The sequence below is a fragment of the Phycicoccus jejuensis genome (assembly GCF_044797865.1).
In the GTDB taxonomy this organism is placed as follows: Bacteria; Actinomycetota; Actinomycetes; order Actinomycetales; family Dermatophilaceae; genus Phycicoccus; species Phycicoccus jejuensis.
In genome coordinates this window covers 1,165,511-1,191,669 of sequence record NZ_CP085209.1, presented here as the reverse complement: position 1 = coordinate 1,191,669, position 26,159 = coordinate 1,165,511, and the positions used below count along the sequence as shown (strand labels likewise).

25 protein-coding genes are annotated in these 26,159 nt (G+C 74.5%); 12 read left to right on the top strand and 13 right to left on the bottom strand.

From position 1 onward, the window contains the following. The first annotated feature begins 29 nt into the window (after positions 1-29). Both LG324_RS05690 and LG324_RS05685 read left to right on the top strand, forming a co-directional pair. Positions 30-230 (top strand): DUF4177 domain-containing protein, encoded by a 201-nt coding sequence (locus LG324_RS05690; protein WP_207024302.1) that lies wholly within the window; start codon positions 30-32, stop codon positions 228-230. Between the two features lie 233 nt (positions 231-463). Further along, entirely contained in the window at positions 464-1,060 is a 597-nt protein-coding gene (locus tag LG324_RS05685) for a biotin transporter BioY (RefSeq protein WP_404352433.1), read from the top strand. Positions 1,061-1,129: 69 nt separating this feature from the next. Here the strand turns inward: LG324_RS05685 and LG324_RS05680 are convergent, their stop codons facing one another. The 4 genes from LG324_RS05680 to LG324_RS05665 form a co-directional block, all read right to left on the bottom strand. Next, on the bottom strand, positions 1,130-2,176 hold the full coding sequence (locus LG324_RS05680) for an NAD(P)-dependent alcohol dehydrogenase (protein WP_404352432.1): 1,047 nt from the start codon (positions 2,174-2,176) through the stop codon (positions 1,130-1,132). Further along, on the bottom strand, positions 2,173-3,405 hold the full coding sequence (locus tag LG324_RS05675) for a sugar ABC transporter permease (protein ID WP_404352430.1): 1,233 nt from the start codon (positions 3,403-3,405) through the stop codon (positions 2,173-2,175). The genes LG324_RS05680 and LG324_RS05675 overlap by 4 nt, the downstream gene beginning before the upstream one ends. Further along, positions 3,402-4,241, bottom strand: a complete 840-nt coding sequence (locus LG324_RS05670) for an ATP-binding cassette domain-containing protein (RefSeq protein WP_404352429.1) — start codon at positions 4,239-4,241, stop codon at positions 3,402-3,404. Before LG324_RS05670 ends, LG324_RS05675 begins: the two co-directional genes overlap by 4 nt. Positions 4,242-4,306: 65 nt before the next feature. Continuing rightward, complete coding sequence (locus LG324_RS05665) at positions 4,307-5,374, bottom strand: sugar ABC transporter substrate-binding protein (RefSeq protein ID WP_404352428.1); 1,068 nt, start codon at positions 5,372-5,374, stop codon at positions 4,307-4,309. Positions 5,375-5,509: 135 nt separating this feature from the next. On the opposite strand from LG324_RS05665, the gene LG324_RS05660 reads away from it, so the two are divergent. Together LG324_RS05660 and LG324_RS05655 are read left to right on the top strand one after the other, a co-directional pair. Further along, a complete protein-coding gene (locus tag LG324_RS05660) occupies positions 5,510-6,544 on the top strand; it encodes a LacI family DNA-binding transcriptional regulator (RefSeq protein ID WP_404352427.1) in 1,035 nt (344 codons plus the stop codon). A 1-nt stretch (position 6,545) separates the two neighbouring features. After that, positions 6,546-8,039: an FGGY-family carbohydrate kinase gene (locus tag LG324_RS05655; RefSeq protein ID WP_404352425.1), complete on the top strand. Its 1,494-nt coding sequence runs from the start codon at positions 6,546-6,548 to the stop codon at positions 8,037-8,039. Positions 8,040-9,081: 1,042 nt separating this feature from the next. On the opposite strand, the gene LG324_RS05650 is transcribed toward LG324_RS05655, so the two are convergent. The 4 genes from LG324_RS05650 to LG324_RS05635 all read right to left on the bottom strand — a co-directional run bounded on the left by LG324_RS05650 (position 9,082) and on the right by LG324_RS05635 (position 12,625). Beyond that, positions 9,082-10,485 carry a PAS domain S-box protein gene (locus LG324_RS05650; RefSeq protein WP_404352424.1) on the bottom strand — a complete coding sequence of 468 codons (1,404 nt, stop codon included), beginning with the start codon at positions 10,483-10,485 and terminating at the stop codon, positions 9,082-9,084. 105 nt (positions 10,486-10,590) lie between these two features. Further along, a complete protein-coding gene (locus LG324_RS05645; RefSeq protein ID WP_207024322.1) occupies positions 10,591-10,980 on the bottom strand; it encodes a response regulator transcription factor in 390 nt (129 codons plus the stop codon). Between the two features lie 40 nt (positions 10,981-11,020). Continuing rightward, positions 11,021-11,716 (bottom strand): response regulator, encoded by a 696-nt coding sequence (locus LG324_RS05640; RefSeq protein WP_404352423.1) that lies wholly within the window; start codon positions 11,714-11,716, stop codon positions 11,021-11,023. Positions 11,717-11,923: 207 nt separating this feature from the next. Next, entirely contained in the window at positions 11,924-12,625 is a 702-nt protein-coding gene (locus LG324_RS05635; protein WP_404352422.1) for a hypothetical protein, read from the bottom strand. Between the two features lie 239 nt (positions 12,626-12,864). Here LG324_RS05635 and LG324_RS05630 point away from each other — a divergent pair, with 239 nt between their 5' ends. From LG324_RS05630 to LG324_RS05615, 4 genes are all read left to right on the top strand, one after another. Continuing rightward, a complete protein-coding gene (locus LG324_RS05630; protein WP_404352421.1) occupies positions 12,865-13,455 on the top strand; it encodes a histidine phosphatase family protein in 591 nt (196 codons plus the stop codon). Then, on the top strand, positions 13,425-13,667 hold the full coding sequence (locus LG324_RS05625; RefSeq protein ID WP_404352419.1) for a hypothetical protein: 243 nt from the start codon (positions 13,425-13,427) through the stop codon (positions 13,665-13,667). Before LG324_RS05630 ends, LG324_RS05625 begins: the two co-directional genes overlap by 31 nt. Next, a complete protein-coding gene (locus tag LG324_RS05620) occupies positions 13,660-14,541 on the top strand; it encodes an NAD(P)H-hydrate dehydratase (protein WP_030528579.1) in 882 nt (293 codons plus the stop codon). The genes LG324_RS05625 and LG324_RS05620 overlap by 8 nt, the downstream gene beginning before the upstream one ends. 414 nt (positions 14,542-14,955) lie before the next feature. Further along, the gene (locus tag LG324_RS05615) at positions 14,956-16,143 is read left to right on the top strand and encodes a M15 family metallopeptidase (protein ID WP_404352417.1); all 1,188 of its coding nucleotides are present in this window, start codon (positions 14,956-14,958) and stop codon (positions 16,141-16,143) included. 148 nt (positions 16,144-16,291) lie between these two features. On the opposite strand, the gene LG324_RS05610 is transcribed toward LG324_RS05615, so the two are convergent. After that, on the bottom strand, positions 16,292-17,446 hold the full coding sequence (locus LG324_RS05610; RefSeq protein ID WP_404352415.1) for a glycerate kinase: 1,155 nt from the start codon (positions 17,444-17,446) through the stop codon (positions 16,292-16,294). A gap of 1 nt (position 17,447) precedes the next feature. Further along, on the bottom strand, positions 17,448-18,458 hold the full coding sequence (locus tag LG324_RS05605) for a LacI family DNA-binding transcriptional regulator (RefSeq protein ID WP_404352413.1): 1,011 nt from the start codon (positions 18,456-18,458) through the stop codon (positions 17,448-17,450). A 497-nt stretch (positions 18,459-18,955) separates the two neighbouring features. On the opposite strand from LG324_RS05605, the gene LG324_RS05600 reads away from it, so the two are divergent. Continuing rightward, positions 18,956-20,404 carry a peptide ligase PGM1-related protein gene (locus tag LG324_RS05600; protein ID WP_404352411.1) on the top strand — a complete coding sequence of 483 codons (1,449 nt, stop codon included), beginning with the start codon at positions 18,956-18,958 and terminating at the stop codon, positions 20,402-20,404. 286 nt (positions 20,405-20,690) lie between these two features. On the opposite strand, the gene LG324_RS05595 is transcribed toward LG324_RS05600, so the two are convergent. Next, complete coding sequence (locus LG324_RS05595) at positions 20,691-21,482, bottom strand: SDR family NAD(P)-dependent oxidoreductase (RefSeq protein ID WP_404352409.1); 792 nt, start codon at positions 21,480-21,482, stop codon at positions 20,691-20,693. Between the two features lie 124 nt (positions 21,483-21,606). On the opposite strand from LG324_RS05595, the gene LG324_RS05590 reads away from it, so the two are divergent. Further along, the gene (locus LG324_RS05590; RefSeq protein ID WP_404352407.1) at positions 21,607-22,110 is read left to right on the top strand and encodes a MarR family winged helix-turn-helix transcriptional regulator; all 504 of its coding nucleotides are present in this window, start codon (positions 21,607-21,609) and stop codon (positions 22,108-22,110) included. A gap of 49 nt (positions 22,111-22,159) precedes the next feature. Then, positions 22,160-22,789, top strand: coding sequence for an alpha-ketoglutarate-dependent dioxygenase AlkB (locus tag LG324_RS05585; RefSeq protein WP_404352405.1), 630 nt, complete (start codon positions 22,160-22,162; stop codon positions 22,787-22,789). Between the two features lie 19 nt (positions 22,790-22,808). Here the strand turns inward: LG324_RS05585 and LG324_RS05580 are convergent, their stop codons facing one another. Then, positions 22,809-23,846: a hypothetical protein gene (locus LG324_RS05580; RefSeq protein WP_404352403.1), complete on the bottom strand. Its 1,038-nt coding sequence runs from the start codon at positions 23,844-23,846 to the stop codon at positions 22,809-22,811. A gap of 612 nt (positions 23,847-24,458) precedes the next feature. After that, on the bottom strand, positions 24,459-25,187 hold the full coding sequence (locus LG324_RS05575; protein ID WP_404352401.1) for a TetR/AcrR family transcriptional regulator: 729 nt from the start codon (positions 25,185-25,187) through the stop codon (positions 24,459-24,461). A gap of 182 nt (positions 25,188-25,369) precedes the next feature. Between LG324_RS05575 and LG324_RS05570 the strand changes: the two genes are divergently transcribed. Beyond that, on the top strand, positions 25,370-26,137 hold the full coding sequence (locus LG324_RS05570) for a hypothetical protein (protein WP_404352399.1): 768 nt from the start codon (positions 25,370-25,372) through the stop codon (positions 26,135-26,137). Positions 26,138-26,159: the final 22 nt, after the last annotated feature.

The following is a 26,159-nucleotide window of genomic DNA, read 5'->3' as shown; positions in this document are numbered from 1 at the left end:
GGCGTCCGTCCGCGACGAAGGGATGCACCGTGCCGTACCAGTACAAGGTCGTCGAGCTCCGCGAGAAGATGATCGGCGGCAAGATGTCCGGCGACCGCCTCGAGAAGGTCCTCAACGAGCACGCGGGCCAGGGCTGGCAGCTCAAGGCCATCACGAGCGCCGACGTCAAGGGCCGGATGGGCCCCGGCGGGGTCGAGGGCCTGCTCGTCACCTTCGAGCGCCCGGTCTGACCGCGGCCGCCGCGGGTCGAGGTGAAACCCGACCACCAGAAGGTCGTCGTTCACCTCGAACGCCGCGGACGCTGCCGGGTCGAGGTGAAACCCGACCACCAGAAGGTCGTCGTTCACCTCGAACGCGGTGGATGCCGACGGGTCCGGGTGTCTCACTGGTCACCCCGCTGCGCCGCCGCGCGCCTGGGTCGGCAGGATGGGGGCAGCCCCGCCCCTCGAGACACGGAGACCCGATGACCGCCCTCGCCACCCCGATCCGCCCCGTCCTCGCGGAGGCCGTCCTGCCCCGCGCGCTGACCCGCACCGGGGTCACCGTCGGCCTCGGGGCGCTGCTCACCGCGCTCGCCGCCCAGGTGGCGATCCCCGTGCCGGGCTCCCCCGTGCCGGTGACCGGGCAGACCTTCGCGGTCCTCCTCGTCGGCGCGGCGCTCGGCCCCGGCCGCGCGGTCGCGAGCATGGCCCTCTACCTCGTCCTCGGGGTCGTCGGCCTGCCGGTCTTCACCGACGGCTCGCACGGGGCGCACGTCGTGGTCGGCGCGACCGGCGGCTACCTCGTCGGCTTCCTCGCCGCGGCCGCGGTCGCCGGGCTCGCGGCCCGTCGCGGCCACGACCGCTCGGTGCCGCGCCAGCTGCTCGCGGCCGTCGCGTCCTCGCTGACCATCTACGCCTTCGGTGTCACGTGGCTCTCGCTCTCGACCGGGATGTCGCTCGCGACCGCGGTCGCCGTCGGTGTCGTGCCCTTCCTCCTCGGTGACGCGCTCAAGGCGCTGCTCGCCGCCGGCGCCCTGCCCGCCGCGTGGCGCCTCGTCGGCGGGCTCGAGCGCGACTGACCGCCCTCACTACGGCAGGACGACGGCGCCCTCCCCCTCACCGGGAGGGCGCCGTCGCCGTCCCCGGGGTCAGCGGTCCGGGTGGATGACCGCCTTGACCGAGTCGGTGACGCGGCTGCCGAGCGTCAGGGCGTCGGCGGTCTCGGCGAGCGAGAAGTGGTGCGTCACGAGGGAGTCGACCTTCACCCGGCCCGAGGCGACGAGGGCGATGGCCAGCGGCCACGTGTGGTTGTAGCGGTTGACGAGGCTGAGCGAGAGCTCGTTGACGTTGAGCTGCGAGAGGGGCAGCCCGACGAGCTCCTCCTTGGGCATCCCGATCATCGCCGCCCGGCCGGCCGGCCGCAGTCGCCGGAGCCCCTGCGCGAGAACGCCCTTCGCGCCGGAGCACTCCAGCAGGACGTCGAAGTCCTGCCCGCCCGTGCCGTCGTCGACCCCGAGGCCGAGGTCGCGCGCCATCCCCTGCCGGAACTCGCTCGGGTCGGTGACGGCGACCGACCGTGCCCCGAAGGCGAGCGCGACGGCCCCGGCCAGCAGCCCGACCGGTCCGGCGCCGGTGACGAGCACGTCGTCCCCGGGCTCGAGGCCGGCCCGCTTGCACCCCCAGATGCCGACCGAGAGCGGCTCGACGAGCGCACCCTCCTCGTACGACATCGACGCGGGGATGCGGTGGAGGTTGCGGGCGTCGATGACCATCGTCTCCATGAGCGCCCCGTCGTACGGCGGGGTCGCGAGGAAGACGAGGTCCGGGCAGAGGTGGTAGCGCCCGGCCATGCACTCGCCGCACTGGCGGCAGGGGGTGCCCGGCTCGATGGCGACGCGGTCGCCGACGTCGACGCCGGTCACCTCCTCCCCCACGGCGAGCACCTGGCCGGCGGCCTCGTGGCCGAGGACGATCGGCCCGTCGACCACCCAGTCGCCGATCCGGCCGACCGTGAAGTACGCGGTGTCCGACCCGCACACCCCGACGGCCCGCAGCCGGACGAGCGCCTCGTGCGGGCCGGGCTCCTGCTGGGGCCGCTCCTGCACCTCGATCCGGCCGAGCTCGGTCATCACGGCCGCACGGATCATCATGGTGTCCTCCTGGGACGGGACGTCGGGGGTCACGGCGGTGCTCATGCGCGGCCGTGCGAGGCGCGGGAGCGCCGGGCGAGGGAGTCGATCGCCACCGCGACGGCCAGGACGAGGCCGGTGATGACGAACCGGTAGGACGAGTCGAGGTTGAGCAGGGTCAGCCCGTTGGCGATCGCCGCGATGACGACCGTGCCCAGCAGCGCCGACCACGCGCTGCCGCGGCCGCCGAAGAGGCTCGTGCCACCGATGACCGCCGCCGCGATGGCGTTGAGGTTGACGTCGCCGGTGCCGCTGCTGAGGTTCGCCGACGCGAGCCGGCCCGCGGCGAGGATGCCCCCGAGCGCGGCGAGGAAGGAACAGACCGCGAACGCGCTGAGGTAGACCCGCCGGACGGGGATGCCCGAGCGCCGCGCGGCCTCGACGTTGCCGCCGACGGCGAGCAGCGAACGGCCCCAGCCGGTGCGCGTGATCGCGTAGTTCAGCAGGAGCACGAGCGCGACGAAGAAGACGACCATCCAGCCGACGCCCCGCTCGCGGTTGAGGTACCAGACGACGAACTCGAGAGCGACGAGCAGGGCCACCGACCGCACCGCGAGGACCTGCACCGAGGTCGCCGAGAGGTTGGCGCGCCGGCGGCGGACCATCGTCTCGTAGCCGGTGGCGAAGACCGCGACCGGGCCGAGCGCAGCGAGCACGTACGCGAGCCACGGCGGCACGAACGCGACCTGCGCGAAGGTGACGAGGAAGGAGTCGAAGGGCAGGTTGACGGAGCCCTGGTCGCCGAGGATCGCCAGCTGGAGGCCGAGGAACGCGAGCAGCCCGGCGAGCGAGGCGACGAAGCTGGGCATCCCGAACCGGGTGAGGGCCAAGCCGTACGCCAGCCCGATGAGGGCCGCGATGCCGAGCGCGACGACGACCGCGAGCACCCAGTTCCAGTCGTGGCGGACGAACAGGACCGCGACGACCGCCGCCGTGAAGCCGCTGACCGAGCCGACGGACAGGTCGATCTCGCCGACGAGCAGCACGCAGACGATGCCGAGCGAGATGACCCCGACCGCGGCCGAGTCGAGCATGAGGTTGACGAGGTTGCCGCTCGAGAGGAAGACCGAGTTCAGGCTCTGGAAGATGACGGCGATGATGACGAGCCCGATGACGACGGGCAGCGCCCCGAGGTCACCGGACCGGATGTTGCGCAGGGCGGCTCGCGCGCGCCCCGCCGTCGTCGCGTCGTGGGTGATGCGCTCGTCGGCGCGGTCGAGCTGGACGGTGCTCATCGGGTGGCCTCCTCGTCGGCGGGGGCGTCGACGGCCGCCGCGGACGCTCCGGCGGACCCGCCGCCGACCCGCTCGCGACGCCGCGTGACGACGTTGTCGGTGGCCCCGGTGATGGCGGCGATGATCGTCTCGGACGAGACCGACCGCGCGTCGAAGCTGCCGTTGTTGCGGCCGAGCCGCAGGACGACGACGCGGTCGGCGACGGCGCGGACGTCCTCCATGTTGTGGCTGATCATGATGACGCCGAGCCCTCTCTGCCGGAGCCGCTCGATGAGGTCGAGGACCTCGGCGGTCTGCGCGACCCCGAGGGCCGCGGTCGGCTCGTCGAGGATGATGACCTGCGGGTCGCCGAGCAGCGAGCGCGCGATGGCGACCGTCTGGCGCTGGCCGCCGGAGAGCGACGCGATGGGGATGCGGACGGTCGGGATCTTCGCCGACAGCTGCTGGAGCAGCTCCCAGGAGCGGACCTCCATCGACACCTCGTCGAGGCGCATGCGACCACGCTCCTGCCCGAGGAAGAGGTTGCCGACGACGTCGAGGTTCTCGCAGAGGGCGAGGTCCTGGAACACCGTCGCGATGCCGAGGGCGATCGCGGCGGAGGGGTCGGCGACGGTGACGGGCCGTCCGTCGAACGAGATCGTCCCGGAGTCCGGCGCGTGCACGCCGGAGAGCACCTTGACGAGGGTCGACTTGCCGGCGCCGTTGTCGCCGACGAGCGCGACGACCTCGCCGCGCGCGACGTCGAGGTCGATGTCGGTCAGCGCGTTGACCGCGCCGAAGGTCTTGGTGACGCCGCGCAGGCTGAGCAGCGGCGGTGCGGTGGTGGTCGTGGTCATCGAGGTCCTCCGATGGTCGGCCGGCCGGCCGCCGGGGCGGGGTGCCCCACGGCGGCGGTCCGGGCTCAGGAGATGCCGAGCTTCTGGCAGGCGGCGGCGTACTCGGAGGTGCACAGCTCCGAGGCCGGGGTGATCTGCTTGTCGACGATCTCGGCCTTGAGGTTCTCGGCCGTGATGAGCGTCGGGTCGTAGAGCTTCGACGGGGAGCCGAAGAGGTCCCCGGTCGTCTCGGGCGACTCGTTGTTCAGCAGCTTGACGGCCACCTCGGCGGCGGCGCCGCCGACGATCTCGCTCGGCTTGCTGATGGTGTTGTACTGGTCGCCCGCGATGATGAGCTGCAGGCCGGCGACGGTCGCGTCGTTGCCGCTGACCGGCGGGTTGGGGTTGACCCCGGCCGCCTTGAACGCGGCGATCGAGCCGCCCGCGGTGCCGTCGTTGGCCGCGACGACGCCGATGATCTTGTCGCCGAAGCGCGAGATCTGGCCGCTGACGAACTTCTGGGCGTTCTCGGGCTTCCACTCGATCGTGTCGTACTCGGCGAGGATCGGGATGCCGCTGCTGTCGACGGCCGAGTGCACGCCCTTCTTGATGAGGCCGGCGGCCGCGTCGGTCGGGGACCCGTTGACGACGAGCAGGCCGGAGCCGGAGGGAACCGGGTCCTGCTTGATCTTCTCCAGGAGCGAGGTCGCGATCGCATTGCCGATCTTCTCGTTGTCGAACGAGACGTAGAAGTCGACCTTGATGTCCGGGATCGGGCGGTCGTAGGCGATGACCTTGACGCCCTTGGAGTGCGCGGCGTTGACGAGCGAGGCCGCGGCCGCCGAGTCGACGGGGTCGAGCACGATCACCTTGGCGCCCTGGGCCAGGGCCGAGTTGAACTGCTGCTGCTGCTTGTCCGCGCTGCCGTCGGCGTTGTTGTACAGCGGCTGGCACGAGGGGCAGAGCTCCTTGAGCCGCTTCTCGAACCCCGGACGGTCGTGCAGCTCGTACCGGGTGGAGCCGGTGTCGGGCATGAGGAAGGCGACCTTCGCCCCGTCCCCACCGCCGCCCCCGGACGACGACCCCGCCCCGCTGTCACCGGACCCACAGGCCGCCACGAGCAGGGTCGACAGGCCGGCCCCGGCCAGCACCACGCCTCGGATGATCCGACCACGCGCCATTGCGTTCTCCTCTTCGCTGAGGCTGCTTGAATCGTTTCAAGCAGGTGTCGACGATGGTAGGGTCCGTTTCTGAAACGTGTCAAGGATCACGGTCAGGAGCTGTCGAGGGTGACGACGCGACGAGTGGGTCTCAAGGACGTGGCCCGCGCGGCCGGGGTGTCGGTCGGCACGGTCTCGCACGTCCTCAACCACCCCGAGCGGGTCAGCGAGTCACGGCGCGAGGCCGTGCAGCGCGCCATCGAGCGGCTCGGCTTCGTCCGCGACGAGTCCGCCCGCCAGCTGCGGGCCGGCTACTCGAGCACCGTCGGCCTCCTCCTCCTCGACGCCTGGAACCCCGCCTTCGCCGAGATGGCCCGGGGGGTCGAGGACGCCGCCGCGGAGGCCGGGATGACGCTCCTCATGGCCAACAGCGCCCGCAGCCTGGAGCGCGAGAAGGCCTCTCTCACAGTCTTCTCCGAGCACCGCGTCGCCGGTGCCATCGTCGTCCCGCACGACCCGCTCTCCTCCGAGCTGCACCGGGTGCGGGCCGGCGGCGTCCCCCTCGTCGTCCTCGACCGGATGGACCCGCGCGAGGGGGCGGTCAGCGTCGGCGTCGACGACATGCTCGGCGGTCGGCTCGCCGCCGAGCACCTGCTCGGGCTCGGGCACCGGGCCGTCGCCTTCGCCGGCGACCCCGCGCTCGCCATCCCCGTCCGCGACCGCCACGACGGCGTCAGCGCGGTCGTCGCCGAGGCCGGCGCGACCCTCGTCGACCTGCCGTGCGCGCTGTCGGTCGAGGGCGGCCGCGAGGTCGGGGCGGCGATCGCGGCGATGCCCGCCGCGCAGCGCCCCGGCGCCGTCGCGTGCGCCGTCGACGTCGTCGCGGTCGGCATCCTCCAGGAGCTCCAGCGGCACGGCATCCGCGTGCCCGACGACGTCTCCGTCGTCGGCTACGACGACATCCCGCTCGCCGCGCAGCTCGCCGTGCCGCTCACCACGGTCGCCCGGCCCCACCACGCGATGGGCGTCGCGGCGTTCACCCTCCTCCTCGCGGTCGTCCGCGGCGAGACCCCGCACGAGCCGCACCGCCTCTTCGCCCCCGGGCTCGTCGTCCGGGGCTCGAGCGGACCGGCGGCACCCACCACGACCGACGGGAGCACCTGACGTGGACGAGCTGGTCCTGGGCATCGACATCGGCACCGGCAGCACGAAGGGCGTGCTCGCCACCCCGGACGGCACGGTCGTCGCCACCGCGGTGCGCGCCCACGAGGGCGCGATGGTCATGCCGCGGCCGGACCGCGCCGAGATGGACGCCGAGGCGGTGTGGTGGGCCGACGTCGTCGCGATCTGCCGCGAGCTCGTCGACCCCGCGCGCCCGGTGGCGGCGGTCTGCGTCAGCGGGCTCGGGCCGTGCCTGCTCCTGACGACCGCCGATGGCACGCCCGTCCGGCCGGCGATCCTCTACGGCATCGACGGCCGCGCGACCGCCGAGATCGCCGAGCTCGACGAGCGGCTCGGTGCGGACGCGGTCCTCCGGCGGTGCGGCACCCCGCTGACCACGCAGGCCGTCGGCCCCAAGGCACTCTGGGTGCAGCGGCACGAGCCCGAGGCGTGGGCGCGGGCCGAGCGCTGGTTCAGCGCCGGCTCGTACGCGGCGTTCCGGCTGAGCGGTGAGTACGTCCTCGACCACCACACGGCCAGCCAGTCGGTGCCGCTCTACGACCTGCACACCGCCGACTGGGCCCACGACTGGTACGACGAGGTGATGGCCGGCCTGCCCGCGCCCACCCTCGCGTGGTCCGGCGAGGTCGTCGGCGCCGTCACCGCGGCGGCTGCCGACGAGACCGGGCTGCCCGTCGGCACGCCCGTCTGCGCGGGCACGGTCGACGCGTGGGCCGAGGCCTACGGCGCCGGCGTCCGGGCACCCGGCGACCTCATGCTCATGTACGGCTCGACGATGTTCTTCGTCCAGGAGCTGCGCTCCCCCGCCCCGCACCCGCAGCTGTGGAACACCCGGGGTGTCACGCCTGCGGGCTTCTCGCTCGCGGCGGGGATGTCGACCTCCGGCAGCCTGACGACGTGGGTGCGCGACCTCGTCGGGGGCCCGCCCTTCGAGGACCTCGTGCGCGAGGCCGGTGCCGTCCCGCCGGGCAGCGACGGGCTCCTGCTCCTGCCCTACCTCGTCGGCGAGCGGACCCCGATCTTCGACACCCGCGCCCGCGGTGTCCTCGTCGGGCTCACGCTGCGCCACCGCCGCGGCCACCTGTTCCGTGCGGCGTACGAGGGCATCGCCTTCGGCATCCGGCAGATCCTCGAGCTGCTCGACTCCCCCGAGAACCCCGTCGAGCGCCTCGTCGCCGTCGGCGGCGGCACGCAGGGAGGCCTGTGGACGCAGGTCGTCAGCGACGTGACCGGCCGCCCGCAGCACCTGCCGCGACAGACCATCGGGGCGGCCTACGGCGACGCGCTGATGGCCGCGCAGGGCGCCGGCCTCGTGGCGCCGGACGCCGACTGGGCGAGCCTCGACCGCGTCGTCGAGCCGAACGCCACGCACCGAGGGCTCTACGACGAGCTCTACGCCGCCTACACGTCGCTGCACCCGGCGACGCGTGAGCACCAGCACCTGCTGGCCGACCTCCAGGCGGGCCCCGGCTCCTGACGTCGGTCACGAGGCGGGCCAGCCGGTCGGCACGCGTCGTCCGGCTGCTGTCGTTCGCCCCCGCATCTGACGCAACCGGGACGAGCGGTCGTGAGCGGCCGCTCGTCCCGGTTGCTCCGGGTGCTGGGGCGACCGGCAGGGGTGCGAGGGACGGGTCGCGCGAGCCGGTGCCCCCGCCTGGACGGGTCGAGGTATCCGGCCACCTCGGGAGAAGGGCCGGATACCTCGACCCGCTGGTTCAGCCCGCGGTTCGAGGTGACGAAGGACCATCAGCCGGTCGGGTTTCACCTCGACCCGCTGGTTCAGCCCGCGGTTCGAGGTGAAAGGGGACCGTCAACCGGTCGGGTTTCACCTCGACCCGCTGGTTCAGCCCGCGGTTCGAGGTGACGAAGGACCATCAGCCGGTCGGGTTTCACCTCGACCCGGCCGGCGGTCCGGAGTGGTGCTCCCGCGCGGCCGGGGCCCGACCCGCGGGCCGGGCCCCGGGGCCGCAGGTGAGGGGTGGGAGGTGGTGACGCCGCCGCTGCAGCCCGACCGGTGCTCCGGCCGGGGGGTGGCTCGTCACCCCCGGCCGGGCGCTCGGCGTCACCACCTCGTGCCCTCGTCGCGGAGGTCGACTCGTGGCACCACCGGCGGCCCGCCCCGGGGGCCCCGACCCCGGGACGGGGGAGGAGGTGGGGCCGGAGCCCCGAGGCATGCCCACAGTCATCCTGCGGCGCAGCCGGGTTCGACAGGGGCGGACGGCCGGACCTGCGTGATGCATCGGCGCCAGTCCACGTCACCCCGGGCAACCCACCGGCCGGGGGACGGCGAAGAGCCCGGCCTCCGTGCAGGGGGAAGGAGGCCGGGCTCTCGCGGTGTGCGGGTCGGGGGGCCGGCCCCGATGCAGGGGAAAGGGGGCCGGACGCCCTGGTGCACGTGTCCCGGGGGCCTGCCCCCTGCAGGGGAAGGAGGCCGTGGCCCCGAGGCATGGCTCAAGTGTGGCGCGCGGGCCCCCGGAGCCGACAGGGGCGGACGTCCAGTCCTGACTGATGCAGTCGCACTACGAGGCGCGGTCACCGACCGGCACGACGAGCGAGACGCGGGTCCCGCCGCCGGCCGGGCTGTCGACCGTGAGGCTGCCGCCCAGGCTCTCGGCGCGGGCGACCATCGAGGTCATGCCGAGGTGCCCGGGCTCGGTGCTGGCCCTCGCTCCCCCGACGCCGTCGTCGACGACCTCGAGCACCACGGTCTCCCCCGACTCGGTGAGGCGGACGAGCACCCGGTCGGCCCGGGCGTGCTTGCGGACGTTGACGAGCGCCTCGCGCAGGACCCGGAAGGCCCCCGTCTCGATCTCGGGCTCGAGCGGCAGGAGGACGGGCCCCTCGACCTCGACCTCGGTGGCCGTGCCCATGAAGAGTCCCTCGGCCAGCGCCCGGATGGAGGCCGCCAGGCCGTCGCGCAGGTCCGGCGGGCTGAGCGCGACGACGAGGTTGCGCAGCCGCTCGATGGTCTGCTCGAGGAGGGAGACGACGTGCTCGACCGGCTCGGCGAGCTCGGGAGGCAGCTGCGCCTGGAGGCCGTCCAGCCGCAGGATCGCCGCGACGACGAGCTGCAGCGGCTCGTCGTGCACCGCCTCGGCGAGGAGGGTCCGCTCGCGGGCCTCGATCCGCTCCTCGGCCTCGCGCCGCCGGCGCTCGGCGTCGCGGTGCTCGGTGATGTCCTCGACGAACCCCCGGAAGCTGACGATGTCGCCCGCCGGCCCGTACCGGGGCGTGAGGGTCGAGCGCACCCACACCGTCCCGCCGTCGCGACGGCGCATCTGCGCCTCGATCATCCGCGGCTTGCCCCCCGACTCGCTCCGCAGACCCCGCACCCGGTCCTCGGGGTCGACGTACAGGTCGTTGGCGCTGCCGACCCGGGCCAGGAGGTCCGCGGCGTCGTCGTAGCCGAGCCTCGTCGCGAGCGCCTCGTTGACGGCGAGGATGTCTCCCGCCGGCGTGGTCTCCTTCCAGCCCTCGGCCATGGAGTCGAGGAGGTCGCGGTAGCGCTGCTCGGCCGCGCGCGCCCGCCCGAGCGCCTCGCGCAGCGGGTCCGGGACGTCCTCGCTGTCACCCGGACGCCCCTCGTCGACGATGACGGTCACGCCGTCGGTCGTGGGGTAGAGCCGGCGGCGCAGCCATCTCCCGACCCGCGGGGCGAACGCCGCGAACTCCTCGACCTCGCCGGTCTCGAGGGCACGTTCGAGATAGTGCAGGAAGTCCGGGTCGCGTGCCTGGGGGTAGAGCTCGTAGACGTTGCGACCCACCACCGCGGAGGCCTCCTCGCCGAGCATCGCGAGGATGGACCCGTTGACGTACTGGACCGTGCCGTCGGGGCCGACCGAGAACACGCCCCCGACGATCCGCTCGAGCGCCTGGGCCGCCGACAGCCCTCGCCGGTGCTCCCCGTCCGATGCGTCGGACACCGCCCCTCCCCACCCGAGGATCGTTCGACGTCCCCGTCGCCGCCCATGCTAGGGGGCCGCACGGACCGGCGCGACGTCATGTCGAACTGCGACGCCCGGGCAATTTCATTCCACGACAGGCGAATGCCGCAGGAGCGCCTCGCGCAACGGGGCGAGGCGGCCGGTCTTGAGCACGAAGTCGTCGGCCCCGGCGGCGAGCATCGCCTCACGCACCTCGGGCTCGGAGTGCGCCGAGAACGAGATGATCGCGAGGTCGGGGTGCTCCGCCCGCACGGCCGCCACGAGCTCGGCCCCACCGCCGGGCATGCTGACGTCGACGACGAGCACGTCGACGTCCTCGGCCCGCAGCCCCTCGCGGCACTGGTCGCCGTCCTCCCCCACGCCGACCACGGCGAAACCGGGGATGGCCGTGATCACCGCGGTCAGCGCCTGTCGCATCTCGAACTGGTCGTCGCAGAGGAACACCCGCCGCACCCCGACCTCGGTGGACGTCACGGCACACCCCGCTGCAGGGGGCGGTGGGCACGCGACGCGCTCACGGCCCGCTCACGATGTTCTCGCGCAGGGCGATGGTCACGGCCTCGAGCTTGTTGTGGGCGCCGAGCTTGCCGATGACCGACTGGATGTGGTTGCGCGCCGTCGCGTACGAGATGAAGAGCCGGGCCGCGATGTCGCGCGTCGACACACCCTGAACGAGCAGGCGCAGCACGTCGCGCTCACGGGGGGTCAGGTCGTCCCCCAGCTGCTGGCCACCCCGCTCGGACGACGGCAGCAGCCGCTGGACGTCGCGGGCGCTGAGGATCGTGATGCCCTCGGCCGCGCGCATCACCGCCTCGTGCAGGGCGTCCGCCCGCTGGCCCTTGTTGACGATGCCCACGGCGCCGGCGGCGAGGGCCTGGTGCAGCACGTCGACGCTGTCGTCGGCGGTCACGAGGAGGACCTTGGTGCCGGGGCTCGCGGCGAGGAGGCGGGGGATGAGGTCGGTGCCGAAGCCGTCGGGCAGACGCTGGTCGAGGAGGCAGACGTCCGGGCGGTGTCGCTCGACCGCCGCGAGCCCCTCGGCGCACGAGGCCGCGACGTCGAGCACCGTCGTGCGACCACGCATCCGCAGGCCGGTCGCCACGGCGTCGGCCAGCAGCAGGTGGTCGTCGACGACGACCACGGTGACCGTGCCGGTGTGCGGCTCGGCCGCGGCCGTCGGTGTCATGTCCTGCTCCCTGTCATCGGTCATGTCATCGTCCCGCTCCCCGAGTCGCCCCGCCAGAACTCCGTGCACCACCCGACGTGATGCATCTGCACCAGACGACGGCCTGCGCCGCGCCGGTGTCCCTTCCCCCCGATGACGGCGACGTCGCGGTCACCGAGGCCCCGAACGCTACCGGCGGGGCGCGACGGCGTCGATGGCTTCGATACCTCGCGGGGCGCCCGGACGGGCGCGTCAGGACCGGAAGGGGATGGCGGAGCGCCGCACCGGCACGCCGTGGCCGTGCGAGAGGAGGAGCGTGCGCACCGACGCCGTCGCCTCGCTGCCGTTGGGGGACGGCGACACCGCGACCGCGCGGATCGGGAGCAGGGAGGGTCGCGTCGCCACCGGGGCGTCCGGCCGGTCCGGGTCGGTCCCGGTGAGCCGGAGGTAGGGCGCGATGCCGTACGCGGAGGCACGGGAGGACAGGAGCGAGGCCTCGACGAGCCGGCTCGCCTCGCCCGGCCGGGTGAGGAGCATGACGGCGTAGCGGGTCTCGCGCTCGTCCGCGAAGCCTTCGTGCTTGACGAGGAGCAGCGCCTCCTGGAGGGCGTCGAGGAAGGGCTCGAGGTGACGGGCCAGGTGCTCGCGCAGCGCCGGGGTGAGCTCGGGCTCGGTGCCGTCGTCGAGCGGGCGCCGCGCGAAGGGCGCCGCCGGACCGCCCGCGAGGTCGCCGAGCAGCGCGAGCGCCGCGTCGACGAGCTCGAGCTGCATCTCCCGCCGGTAGCGCACCGGCTGCCAGCCGTGCCGGCGCAGGTGGACCTCGCCGTCGCGGTCCGGCCGGAGGTCGACGTCCTCGCGGGCGAGCGCGACGAGGGGCTGCGCGGGGTCGAGCCCGATCGCGTAAGACTCCTTCACCCCGCCGTACAGCCGCCACATCGCGAGCGAGTCGGGCAAGCTGCTCGCGCTGAGGATGAACGCGCTGCCGGCGCCCGGGGCCGTCGGTGTAGTGCCACGCGAGCCCGTCCGGGACCGGCGCGTCCCCCTCCGTCCGGGGGCCGGGTGCCGGGTCGAGCGCCATCCGGCGACCCTACGCCGCGAACTCCGTGCACCTGCCCGTCGAGGCGAGGACGCATCCCGCGCACCGTCGTGGGTACGGGACCGGATGTCCCGTCCCGGCCGCCCAGGAGGCCCCCGTGCCCGACCGTCCCCCCGGCCCCCCGTCGACCGAGGGCTGGCCGAGCGAGCTCGTGCTGGTCCGGCACGGCCAGAGCGTGGGCAACCTTGCCGCGGAGGCAGCCGGCAGCCACGGGGTCGACCGGCTCGACCTCGAACACCGCGACCCGGACACACCGCTGTCCGACACCGGCGAGGTGCAGGCCCGCGCGCTGGGCCGGCACCTCGCGACGTGGCCGACGGAACGTCTGCCCGAGGTCGTCATCGCCTCGCCCTACACCCGGGCGGCCGCGACCGCGGACCACGCGCTGGCCGACGTGAGCGCCGTGCCCGCGCCGGTCCACGACGAGCGCGTGCGTGAGCGCGACCTCGGCCTGTTCGACGGCCTGACGAGCAGCGGCATCCGCGAGCTGCACCCGGACGAGGCCCGCCGCAGGGAGTCGATGGGCAAGTTCTACTACCGGCCACCCGGCGGGGAGAGCTGGGTCGACGTCGTGCTGCGGGTACGCGGCCTGCTGCTGACGTGCGCTCCGACTGCGCGGACCGCCGCGTGTGGGTCTTCACCCACCAGGCGGTCATCATGGCCTTCCGCTACGTCCTCGAGGGGCTGACCGAGCAGGACCTGCTCGGGATCGACCGCGACACCCCGCTGGCCAACTGCTCGCTCACCACCTACCGGAGCGGGGAGGGCGGCCTCGAGCTCACCGGGTACGGCGCCGTCGAGCACCTCGAGCGCCCGGGCGGCGCGCGGACGACGCACTCCGCGCCGACACCGGCCGGCACCGGCGACGGGCCCGCGGACGGCGGTGACCACGATGCCTGAGCACGCTCCCGTCGTCGTCACACCGGCCCTCCTGCGCGACTGGCGGTTGCCCGACCCCACCGGCAGCAAGGACACCAAGGGGCGCCTCGTCGTCGTCGGCGGCTGTGCCGGCAACCCGGGCGCCGTCCTGCTCGCGGCAGAGGCGGCCCTGCGCAGCGGCGCCGGCAAGGTGCAGGTGGCGACGGTCGGGACGACCGCCACGCAGGTCGCCGTCTCCCTGCCGGAGGCGTTCGTCACCGGTCTGCCCGCGACGGGCGACGAGATCTCGGCGGCGGCCGCGGGGCGCGTCGCGGAGCAGGCGTCCGGCGCCGACGCGGTGCTCGTGGGCCCCGGCATCGGGGACCCCGACGCTGCGCTCGCGCTGCTCGAGGCGCTCGTGCCGCTGCTCGAGGTGCCGCTCGTCGTCGACGCCCTCGCCACGGCCTTCCTCACGCAGCACCCCGACGGCCTCGGCGCGCTCGCGGCGGGATCGGTCGTCACCCCCAACATCGGCGAGCTCTCGCTCGTCATCGGCGCCGACGAGGACGAGGTCGCGGCCGACGTGCCGGCGGCGGCCTCCCGGATGGCCCGCGCCACCGGCGCGACGGTCCTCGCCGGGTCGGACGTGTCGCACGTCGTCGCACCGGACGGCCGCACCTGGACGCTCGGGTCCGGGGCGCCCGGGTCGGCCTCGGCCGGGTCGGGGGACGTCAAGGCCGGGGTCGTGGCCGGGCTCCTGGCACGCGGGGCCGAGCCCACCCAGGCCGCCGTGTGGGGGGCCTACCTCCACGACGGCGCGGGCGAGCGGCTGACGTCCGAGGTCGGTCGGGTCGGCTTCCTCGCCCGCGACCTCGTGTCGCGCCTGCCGCGCATCCTCGACGAGGTCGAGACCTGACCGGCTCGTGCCCGCCGGCCGGGCGTGCGTGCGGCGTCGACCCCCGAGCGTGGGGCGTGCCGCCCGCGGATGTGGCGCTCCAGGGCAAACGCAATGGTCAGAGGGCTGAACGGGTGAACCGCTGGGCCGTTCGGCCCACCCGCCGCCCGGTCCCGCCCGCGCGCCGGGACCCGCTCGTAGCGTCGTTGGTCGAGGACCATCGTCGGCCGGAACCCCTGCTCCGACCGGCCCGGGTGTCGCCGAACCCCACCAGCACCCGGGGCCCTCGCGATCCCTGTGATGGTGGGGGCGGGGCGCCCAGGCACATGGAGTCGCTCCTCGGGGTGAAGTCCTCTCACGAGGGCGGGGCGCACCGGCGTCCCAACCCGACAGGTCACGTTCCGTAGGCGGCCCACCCGGAAGGAACGTGCCCGAATGTCCGCCCTCAGACGACCCACCACCCTGCTCGCCGTCCCCCTGCTCGCGCTCGGCCTCGCCACCGCCGCCGCGCCCACCGCCACCGCCGCCGGCTCCTCCCTCGGGTGGGGCGGCCACACCAACGGCAAGATCCCCGCGTCCGCGCTGTGCGCCATCCCCTGGGACAGGACCGACAGCCTGCGCTGCGACGCGACGCGCAAGCTCACCTCGCTCAACACGGCCTACAAGGCCCGATTCGGCGCCAACCTCTGCATCAACGACGCGTACCGCTCGTACACGAAGCAGGTCGCGCTCTACAAGAAGTACGGGTCGCCGCGCGCGGCCAAGCCCGGCACCTCGACCCACGGCTGGGGACTGGCCGTCGACCTCGGCTGCGGCGTCGGCGCGTACAGCGGCGCCCGCTACAAGTGGATGGCCAGCGTCGGCCGCAAGTACGGATGGGCGCAGCCCACCTGGGCCGTGGCCAAGGGCTCGAACCCCGAGCCGTGGCACTGGCAGTTCTTCGGGACCGCCCTGCCCACCCCGCCGCCGCCCGCGCGGAAGCCGCCGGCCCCCAAGCCGCCGGCTCCCAAGCCGCCGGCTCCCAAGCCGCCGGCGCCGCCGGCCCCGGCGGTCACCACCGGGTCGCTCTCCGTCACCGGCACCTGGCCGCGGACGGCGACGTTCACCCTCCGCGTCAAGAGCACCGGCAAGGCCGTGGCCGGCGCGCGCGTCAGCATCGACACCCGCGACCTCGGCTCGACCCAGTTCCGGACCGTGCGGACGGCGACGACCGACTCCGCCGGCCGCGTGGCCTGGACCCAGGCGCCCGAGACGCCGACCGTCGTCCGCTTCACGTTCGCCGGCTCGAGCACCGCGAAGCCGGCGACCGGGACCACGACGCTGACGACCGTGACCCGGCTCCGCAGCCGTCTCACCGACGGACGTCGCCACCCGCTCGTCGTCGGGCGCCTGACGACGCCCGCCGGCGACCGCCTCGACGGCCGGACCGTGACCCTGCAGCGCCGGGTCGACGGCTCGTCCACCTGGACGACCGAGGACACCCTCGAGACCAACGACGACGGCTGGGTGTGGGCCCGTGTCGACCGCGACGTCGACTCCACCTACCGCTTCGTGTTCGCCGGGGCCGACGGGTACGTCGGCTCGGTGGGCGACGAGGTCGAGGTCTCGGAGAGCGGTCGCTGACCGCCGCTCCCCGCACACCCACCGCAGGGCCGGTCGCCGTCGCGACCGGCCCTGCGGCGTACTCGTCTCTGCGCGAGCCATTCCCGCATCCGAACGGCGAGGACGTCCCGGGCTCGCCGGCACGCCGGACCACCGCCCCCGACGACCCTCAGAGGTGGGCGCGGGCGATGACGCGGCCGAGCTCCTCGAGCAGCACCTCGGGCTCCGCGTGGCACCGGGCGAGGTCGCTCTCGATGTCGAGCAGCGCGTACGCCGCACCCACCCCCATCGAGCGCAGCCCGGCCTCGTCGAGCTGCCGTGCGCCACACACGGCGACGACGTCGCACCCCGCGGCGCGCGCCCGCGCCGCGACCCCGGCGGGGGCCTTGCCCGCGAGGGTCTGCACGTCGAGCGCCCCCTCCCCCGTCACGACGAGCGGGGCGCCGCGCAGCCGCTCGTCGATCCCGACCAGCTCGAGGACGACCTCCACGCCGGACCGGACCTCGGCGCCCAGCGCCGCGAGGACGGCGAAGCCCACACCGCCCGCGGCGCCGGCCCCCGGCGTGGCCCGGTGGTCGGTCCCGGTGGCCGCGTCGACCACGTCCGCCCACGCCTCCAGCGCGCGCTCCACGACCGGCAGGTCGTCGGGACGCAGACCCTTCTGGGGGCCGTACACCGCTGCCGCACCGCGCGGTCCGAGCAGCGGGTTGTCGACGTCGCACGCCAGCACCAGGCGGGCCTCGGACAGCCCCGGGTGCAGCGTCCGCAGGTCGAGGGCCGCGACCCGGTCGGGCCGGGCACCCGGGTCGGGGACGGGCGCGCCGTCGGCGCCGACGAGGCCGGCGCCCAGCCCGAGGAGAAGGCCGGCGCCGCCGTCGGTGCTCGCACTGCCGCCGACGCCGAGGCAGATGTCGCGGCACCCGGCGTCGAGGGCCGCGGCGAGCACCTCGCCGGTGCCGCGCGTCGTCGCCGCCCACGGGGCCGGTCGACCCCCGGGCAGCAGCGCCAGGCCGGTGGTGTGCGCGAGCTCGACGACGGCCCGGTCGCCCCGACGGGCGTAGGCGGTCGCCACCGGCTCTCCGGTGGGTCCGGCCGCGGTCACCGGCACCAGCTCGTAGCCCGCCGCCACCGCGGCCGCGAGGGTGCCGTCGCCGCCGTCCGCGACGGGGACGACGTCCACCTCGACATCGGGTCGGACCGACAGCAGGCCGCGCCGGACCGCCTCTCCCACACCGTCGGACGAGAGCGAACCCTTGAACTTGTCCGACGCGACGACGACCCTGTGCTGCCGCGGGGCGTGGCCCGCGGCGGCCTTGGGATGCACGTCAGCCCCCGAGCGCGGTGCTGTCGCGCAACCGCACCTCCGCCGCCACGGACACCCGGCGGGCCGACGCGGCGCCGTCCAGCGCGAGCTCGGCGGCCCGGGCGCCGATGGCGCGCAGGTCCAGCGCCACGGTGGTGAGCGTGGGGGTCACGTCGAGCAACGTCGGGATGTCGTCGAAGCCGGCGACGGCGACGTCCTCGGGCACCCGCAGCCCGAGGTCGCGACACGCGGCGAGGACCCCGAGCGCCATGACGTCGGACACCGCGAAGACGCACAGGGGCCCGGGGTCGTCACCACCCTCGAGGACCGAGCGCACGGCGTCGTAGCCACCTGCGCGCGAGAAGTCGCCGCGGACCGACCACGCGACTCGCTCCGGCCCGACCTCCCGACGGAAGGCGTCCGCGCGGTCGACCGAGGTGCGCAGCCAGCGAGGGCCCTCGACGACGGCGAACCGCCGGTGCCCGGTCTCGACGAGGGCCCGGGCCAGGCGGCGGGCACCCCCGGCGTTGTCCGGCACGACGGCCGGGAACCCCTCGAACTGCTGCCCGACGAACGCCAGGCGACCGCCGTTGCGCTCGTACATCCGGCAGGCCGCGACGAGCTCGCGGTGGGCGCCGTCGGCGCTGCGCCGTCGGGAGCCCGCGAGGATGATCGCCTGGGTGCGCTGCGCGGCGAGGGAGCGCACGGCGGCCGTCTCGAGCTGTGGGTCGCGGCCGGTGCTCGCGAGGAGGGTCTGCTTGCCCAGGGGCTGCGCGACCGACTGGACACCGCCGGCGATCGTCGAGAAGTACGGGTCGGCGATGTCGTGGACGACGAGCCCGACGAGGTCGCTCGTCGCCCGCGCGAGGGCCTGCGCCTGGGCGTGCGGGACGTAGCCCAGCGACTCGGCGGCGGCGCGGACGCGGGAGGCGATCTCCGGTCCGGGATGGCGGTCGGACCCGTTGAGGACGCGGGAGGCCGTGGCGAGGGAGACGCCGGCACTCCGCGCGACCTCCTGCAGCGTCGTCGCCATCGTGGCCCCTTTCGTCGTCGCTGGCCGAGCCCAGTGTGCTGGGTCGGTGGTCGTCGGGCGACCACCTGCGTCCCACGACGTGGTTAACACACCTCAGAGCAGACCATGCCGTTCGGGAAAGCGCTATCCGCAACAGGAGCCGCGCTCCCGTCACCCCAGGAGCCTTCGCCAATGGCGACGAATTCCACGCTCGCCCGACCCGCCCCGCCGGCGCCCCGGCCACGCACCCCGCGCACGGGGACCCTGCTGCGGTCGTACGGCCGACCCGCCGCGTTCGTCGCGGCGGTCCTCGTGCTCTGGTGGCTCCTCACGTCGGTGACCTCGAGCCTGCCAGGGTACCTCGTGCCCTCCCCCGGCGACACGTGGGAGCGCTACGCCGCCCTCGTGGCGCCGCACCTCGTGGCCGAGGCCCCCCAGCCGGTCTGAGCGCATGCCCACGCAGGGCCGGTCGCCGTCGCGACCGACCCTGCGGGCGCCCAGCACCTAGGGTGGTCCGGATGAGCGCCCGCGAGCGTGCCGACGTCGCGGCCGCCCCTTCCCCGGACCCGTCCGACGGGTCGCCCTGCCACGACCATGTCGTCGTCTCGCTGCCGTCGCACAGCATGCCGGCGCGGCTGCTCGAGCGGCACGCGTCGCACCTGCCGGCCCTGGAGCACCGCGCCCTCCTCGACGGCCTCGTCACGGCGCACGACCCCGCGGCGCGGGTGGTCGTCGTCACGAGCAGCGAGCCGGCGCCGGAGGTCCTCGACCACTACGCACGCCTCGCGCGGCCCGACGACCCCGACGACGCGCGCCGCCGGGTCACGTGCCTCGTCGTGCCCGACGACGGCCCGCGTGGCATCGCCGCCAAGCTACTCGACCGGCCCGACCTCCTCGACCGGCTGCGCCGGCAGGTGGGCGCCACCCCGGCGGTCATCGAGCCGTGGAACGTCACCGACGACGAGCTCGCGGTGGCGCAGGCCCTCGGCGTCCCCCTCAACGGCGGTCCCGCCGAGCTGTGGCCGCTGGGCTTCAAGAGCGCCTCGCGCCGCCTGTTCCGCGAGTGCGACGTGGCCGTCCCGGTGGGGGTCGAGGCCGTCCGCAGCAGCGACGAGGTGGCGGTGGCGGTCCGGACCATCCTGCGGGAGAGGCCGCTGGTCGAGCGGGTGGTCGTCAAGCTCGACAACTCCGGTGCAGGAGAGGGCAACCTCGTCCTGCCGGTGCGGGAAGACGAGGGCCGACCACTGCCCGACGAGGCGCTCGTGGCCGCTCTCGCGCGGCTCTCCCCGCCCGCGTTCCTGCGGGACCTGTCGCTCGGTGGCGTCGTCGAGGAGCTGGTGACCGGCGAGGTCGTGGGCAGCCCCAGCGCCCAGGTCGAGATCGGCCGGGACGGGGAGGTCGTCGTCCGCGCGACCCACGAGCAGCTCCTCGGCGGAGAGGACGGGCAGGTCTTCATCGGCAGCCGCTTCCCGGCCGATGCGGCGCACGCGGCCGAGGTCGCCACGCAGGCGGCGGCCGTGGCGCGCCGACTGGCCGAGCGCGGCGCCGTCGGCTGGCTCTCGGTCGACTTCGTCGCGGCCCGGGGAGCGGGCGGGCGGACGCTCGTGGCCGTCGACCTCAACCTGCGCAAGGGCGGCACGAGCCACTCGTACGCCGCGCTGCGCCACCTCGCGCCCGGCGTCTACGAGACCCAGAGCGGCCGGTGGCTGGCCGACGACGGCGGGGAGCGGCACTACCGCTCGAGCGACGACGTCGAGGTCGGGCGGGGCGTCACGGCTGCGCGCGTCATCGCGGCATTGGAGGCCGCCGGGCTCGCGTTCGACCCGGTCGCGCGGACCGGCGTGGTCCTGCACATGTTCCCCTCGCTGGACGACCGGGGAACCGTCGGGGCGACGGCGATCGGGCGGACCGCGGAAGAAGCCGAGCGGCTCTTCGACGCCGCGTCGGCCGCCCTCCGGACGGCCTAGCGGCCCTCCGCCGACCCCGCACGTGCGGGCTTTCCGCGCGCCGCCAGGGGTTCGGACAGCGACAACCCCGCACGTGCCGGCTTTCCGCGGTCTCTGGCGGGTCCGGACAGCGACAACGCCGCACGTGCGGGCTTTCCGCGGTCTCTGGCGGGTCCGAACAGCGACAACCCCGCACGTGCGGGCTTTCCGCGCGCCAACAGGGGTTCGGACAGCGACAACCCCGCACGTGCGGGCCGGATGCACGCCGGCCGCTCATCCTCCACGTGACGTCCGGCGGAGCATCACGTCAGACGATGGTGGGCAGCGCCCCGCCGTCGGCCCGCAGCGCCGCGCCGTTCGTCGCCGAAGAGCGCGGGCTCGCGAGGTAGAGCACGAGCGAGGCGATCTCGTCGGGCTCGATGAACCGCTGGAGGAGGCCGCGGTGGTCGGGCCCGACGATCGCGGCACGCAGGTCGTCGACCGGCACGCCCTGTGCCCGGCTCACCTCCGCCACCGCGTCGGCGACGCCGTCGGACCAGGTCGGCCCGCCGAGGACGGTGTTGACCGTCACGCGGCTCCCTCGGGTCAGCTTCGCCAGGCCGTTGGCGAGCGCGAGCGCCCCGGCCTTGGTGACGCCGTAGTGCAGCATGTCGGCGGGGACGTCGACCGCGGACTCGGTGTTGACGAAGACGATGCGCCCCCATCCCCGCTCGAGCATCGGCCCGATCACGCTGCGCGACAGGCGCACCGCGCTCATGACGTTGACCTCGAAGTACCGCAGCCAGTCCTCGTCGCGAAGGTCCTCGAAGCGCGCGACCTCGAACACCCCGACGTTGTTGACGAGGACGTCGACCGGCCCGAGGGCCGCGATCAGCCCCTCCACCTGTGCGGCGTCCGCGAGGTCCGCCGCGATCCCGCTGACCCGCCCGCCCGGGCGGTGCGCGCGCAGCCGCTCGACGGCCTCGGCCACCCGCCGCTCGTCCCGGCCGTTGACGACCACCTCCGCACCCTCGTCGAGCAGCCCTCGCGCGACGGCGTACCCGATGCCTCGGGTCGCACCGCTGACGAACGCCCGCTGGCCGGCCAGGTCCAGGTCCACGCTCTTCTCCGTCCTCGGCCTCCGGCCGAAATCACTTGCTTGAGCAAGTCAATGTAGGCCGGATGACTTGCTCGGGCAAGTCAATGACAACCGCGGACCAGACGCGGATGCGTAGGCTGCGGGCATGCCCGAATCCCCCGCCCCGCAGCGCCTCACGGGCGAGGCGCTCGAGACCTGGGCCGCGCTGGCCACCGTCCTGGAGTGGCTGCCGGCGGCGCTCGACGCGCAGCTCCAGCGGGACGCCGACCTCACCCACTTCGAGTACGGCGTCCTCTACGCGCTGGCGGAGGCCGAGGGTGGGGAGCTGCGCCTCAGCGTCCTCGCCGGGTACGCCAACAGCACGCTCTCGCGGCTGTCCCGGGCGGCCACCCGGCTGGAATCCCGCGGATGGCTGCGCCGGTCGCCCGACCCCCGGGACGGTCGCTACACCCTCGCCACCCTGACGGCCGCCGGGCGTGACAAGGTCGAGCAGGCCACGCCGGGGCACGTCCGGCTCGTGCACGACCTGGTGCTCGACCGGCTCACCGCGGCGCAGGCCCGTGGGCTGCGCGAGGCCAGCCGGCGCATCGTCCGGGCCATCCGGGACGACGGGGGCTGGGCCGTCCCGCCGGAGGCCCCGCAGGGCTGACCGAGCCGGCACACGGCGGGTGTCGGTGCCCGCTGGTAGTCGTGAGGGCATGACCGACGTGCCCCTCCCCCTCTTCGGGGACGCTGACGGCGCCGACCGGGCGCGCTCCGGGGTGTCGTTCGCGGCGGCGCAGCGGCTGCGTCTGGACGAGCACTCGTGGGTCGAGCACGTGCCGGGCTGGCTCGCCGGCGCCGACGACCTGTTCGCCGAGCTGCTCGCCCTGCCCGGGTGGGAGCAGCGGCGGCGCCGGATGTACGACGAGGTCGTCACCGAGCCGCGGCTGACCGCCGAGTACCCCGACGTGCGCGCGGCACCGTCGAGGTTGCGCGAGCTGGCCGGCGAGCTGGGCGAGCACTACGGGGTCGACTACGACCGGCTCTGGCTCAACCTCTACCGCGACCACCGCGACAGCACCGGCTGGCACGGCGACGGGGCCTCGGCCCGCCGGCGCGAGTGCGTCGTCCCGGTGCTCAGCCTCGGCGCGCCGAGGCACTTCCTCCTCCGGCCGACCGAGGGCGGTCCGAGCCGGCGGTTGCGCCCCGTGAGCGGCGACCTCGTCGTCATGGGTGGGCGCTGCCAGACCGACTGGCGGCACTGCGTCCCCAAGCAGGGCGCGGCGTCGGGCCCGCGCATCAGCGTCAACTTCGCCGCCTCCGGCCAGGCCGTCCCCGACCGCTGAGCCGCACGGCGCGGGACGGTCAGGAGGCGAACACCACGGTGTTGTCGACGTAGTGCCCGCTCACCGGGTCGATGTCCCCGCTCCAGCCCGCGAGCGCCGGGTCGGTGGGCACCTGCATGGTGCCGTCCTTCGCGATGCCGAGGTCGATGAGCCGCGACTCGACCCCGATGGCCGGGATGCGGATGGCGACCGGCTGCTGTGCCGCCGGTGTGTCCGAGCCGGCGGCGGGCACCGGGATGGACGCGTCGTTCGAGCCGGCGTCCCGGGCCGGCGCGCCCTGCGCCGCGTCCGCCCCGCCCGCCCCGCCGGACGCCGAGGCATCCGGGGCCGACACGGTCGGCGACGGCGCCCCGGTGCGGGCGGGGAGCGGGGCCAAGCTCGCCGGCTCGGGGCGCGTCGCCGCCTGGGCCGCGAGCGCGACCCCGATGGCCGGGATGCGGATGGCGACCGGCTGCTGTGCCGCCGGTGCGTCCGAGCCGGCGGCGGGCACCGGGATGGACGCGTCGTTCGAGCCGGCGTCCCGGGCCGGCGCGCCCTGCGCCGCGTCCGCCCCGCCCGCCCCGCCGGACGCCGGGGCATCCGGGGCCGACGCGGTCGGTGACGGCGCCCCGGTGCGGGCGGGGAGCGGGGCCAGGCTCGCCGGCTCGGGGTGCGTCGCCGCCTGGGCCGCGAGCGCGACCCCGCCGACGAGCAGGAGCGCGGCGAGCACCGCGGCGACGCGCGCGAGCGGTCCCACCGGCGGGGCCGACCCGCTGCGGGCGAGCACCGCCCGGCGCCGGGAGGCCGGGGGCCGACCGATCCCGACCGCCCAGCCGGTGACCCGCAGCAGCGCCTCGAGGACGATGCGACCGCTCATCTTCGAGGTGCCCTCGGCGCGCTCGGTGAAGGTGATCGGGACCTCGGCGAGGCGCAGCCCGAGCCGGTGGGCGACGTACGTGGACTCGATCTGGAAGGCGTAGCCCTCGCTGGCCAGGCTCGCGGGGTCGATCATCTCGAGCGCCGAGCGCCGGAAGGCGCAGAAACCGGCGGTCGCGTCACCGACGCCGAGCCCGAGCATCAGGCGGACGTAGAGGTTCCCGCCACGGGAGGGAGCACGCCGGCTCGGCACACCACGGCGCCCCGCCCGACCTAGTGGTCGGACGGGGCGCCGTGGTGTCGGTTCGGCGGCTGTGGCGTCAGCTCCCCCTGCGGAGCCGGCCAGGCCACCTGGCCTCCAGTCCGGTCCACCGCGAGCCCCTGCGCCCTTGGTGGTTCGTCCGTCCTCACCGGTTCCGCCGTGCACGGAGTGGGTGAGTACTGACCCGAACTGCTGGATTCACTTGTCGTCCCGAAGACTTCTCGGGTGGCTTCCCTGCCAAGCCCTGTGGGCTGTCGCAGACCGGATTTCGTCGGGCCCCTGCGACCCTCTGTCCTGCCCTTCTGCTGACGATGACTTTACCGGGCCTTTACTCTCGGCGCTCGGATTGGATGGGTTCCGCCCCGAAGATCGGCCGAACGGATGAGTCAGAAATATCCACCTGAGTACACTCATTCCGAAGCATTGTGCCGAGACCGCCACGGATACAGCGGGATCGCCCCCGAGAGGCCGACCGTGGAGAGCGCTGCGTGCCTCTTGGATGCTGAGACCAACCCCTGCACCGTCCCCGTCGAAAAGGGTCCCCCAGTCCCGTCACTGCGACAGGACGAGGTCAAGCCGGTCGAGCAGCGCCTCGAGCGACCGCTCGAACTCCTCGACCGTGTGGTCCTCGGAAAGGAGCGGGGCGGTCCGCAGGATCGTGGGGAAGTCCTCGACCGACACCTCCTCACCCGGCGGGCGGACGGCAGCGCCGCCCTCGTCGAGCGGCTCCTCGACCGGCGAGGTCGTGGCCCCGAGCGTCGCGACCTCGAGCAGCAGGTGGCCGAGGAGGAAGCTCGTGAAGACGCGGTAGGCCTCGACGGCCTGGCCGTCGGTGAAGCCGCGGCGGGTCAGCCCGTCGAGGAACCCCTCCACCACGCGCAGGCTGCGCAGCGGCGGCCGCAGCCACGGCGCCGCCGGGTGGCGGGTCGCGACCAGCGGGAAGACCGCCGGGTGCGCGACGGCCAGCGAGCGCACCGAGTGCGCCATCCACTGCAGGAACGCCTGCCAGCCGTCGGCCGGCTCGAAGAGGTCGCCCGGGTCGACCGCGATGGAGTCGACGAGCGAGTCGACGATCGCCTCGAGCAGGTCTTCGCGCCCGTTGACGTGGCGGTAGAGCGCCATCGCCTCGACCCCGAGCCGCGCCCCGAGGGAGCGCATGGTCAGCGCCTCGAGCCCTTCGGCGTCGATCATCGCGATGGCCTCCTCGACCACCACGGCCCGGTCGAGCGGGCGGCGCGGCTCGGCCCTCTCCTGCGGCGACAGCTCGTCCGTCGGTGGCATGCGACCTCCTCGCGGGTGTCACCCCACCCTGCCACGGGGGCGCGACACCGGGGTCCGGAGCGGGACGCGGCCGGCCGCGGCGGTCCGATGTTTACGTCGTAAACATCGGGGGTAGGCCCCGAGGGTGCCGCTCTCGGCGCGCCCCGTGAGCCGCCTCCAGCGGCCCCTTCGAAAGGTTTTCCATGAACGACGCACTGCGCGACGCCCTGGCGGCGGTCGCCACCTTCGTCCCCAGGTTGCTCCTGTTCCTCGTCATCCTGCTCATCGGCTTCGTCGTCGCGAAGGCCCTGGCCAAAGCCGTCTCGGCCGTCCTCACGCGCGTCGGGTTCGACCGCGCCATCGAGCGTGGCGGCATCGGCCGGATGCTCGAGTCCTCGTCGTACGACGCCTCCGACATCCTCGCGAAGATCGTCTACTACGCGATCCTGCTCTTCACCCTGCAGCTGGCCTTCAGCGCCTTCGGGCCCAACCCCATCAGCGAGCTGCTGACCGGCGTCATCGCCTTCCTGCCGCGCGTCTTCGTCGCCATCGTCATCGTCGTCGTGGCCGCCGCCATCTCGGCCGCGGTCAAGGGCCTGATCCAGAACACGCTGGGCGGCCTGTCGTACGGCAAGGTCCTCGCGAACATCGCCGGCGTCTTCATCCTCGGCCTCGGCGTCATCGCCGCGCTCAACCAGGTCGGCATCGCGACGACCGTCACGACCCCCGTGCTCGTCGCGGTCCTCGCGACCATCGGCGGCATCCTCGTCGTCGGTGTCGGTGGCGGGCTCGTCAAGCCGATGCAGTCGCGCTGGGAGCGCTACCTCGGCACGGTCGAGGACGAGGCCCCGAAGATGCGCGCCCACGTGGCCGCGTCGCCGAGCGTCGAGGACCAGGCCCGTGACGCCGCGCGCCAGGCGCGCGCCGCGACCCAGCCCACCTCGGCGTCCGACGCCAGCACCCCCCGCTGACCGCCATGGCCACCCCTCACGA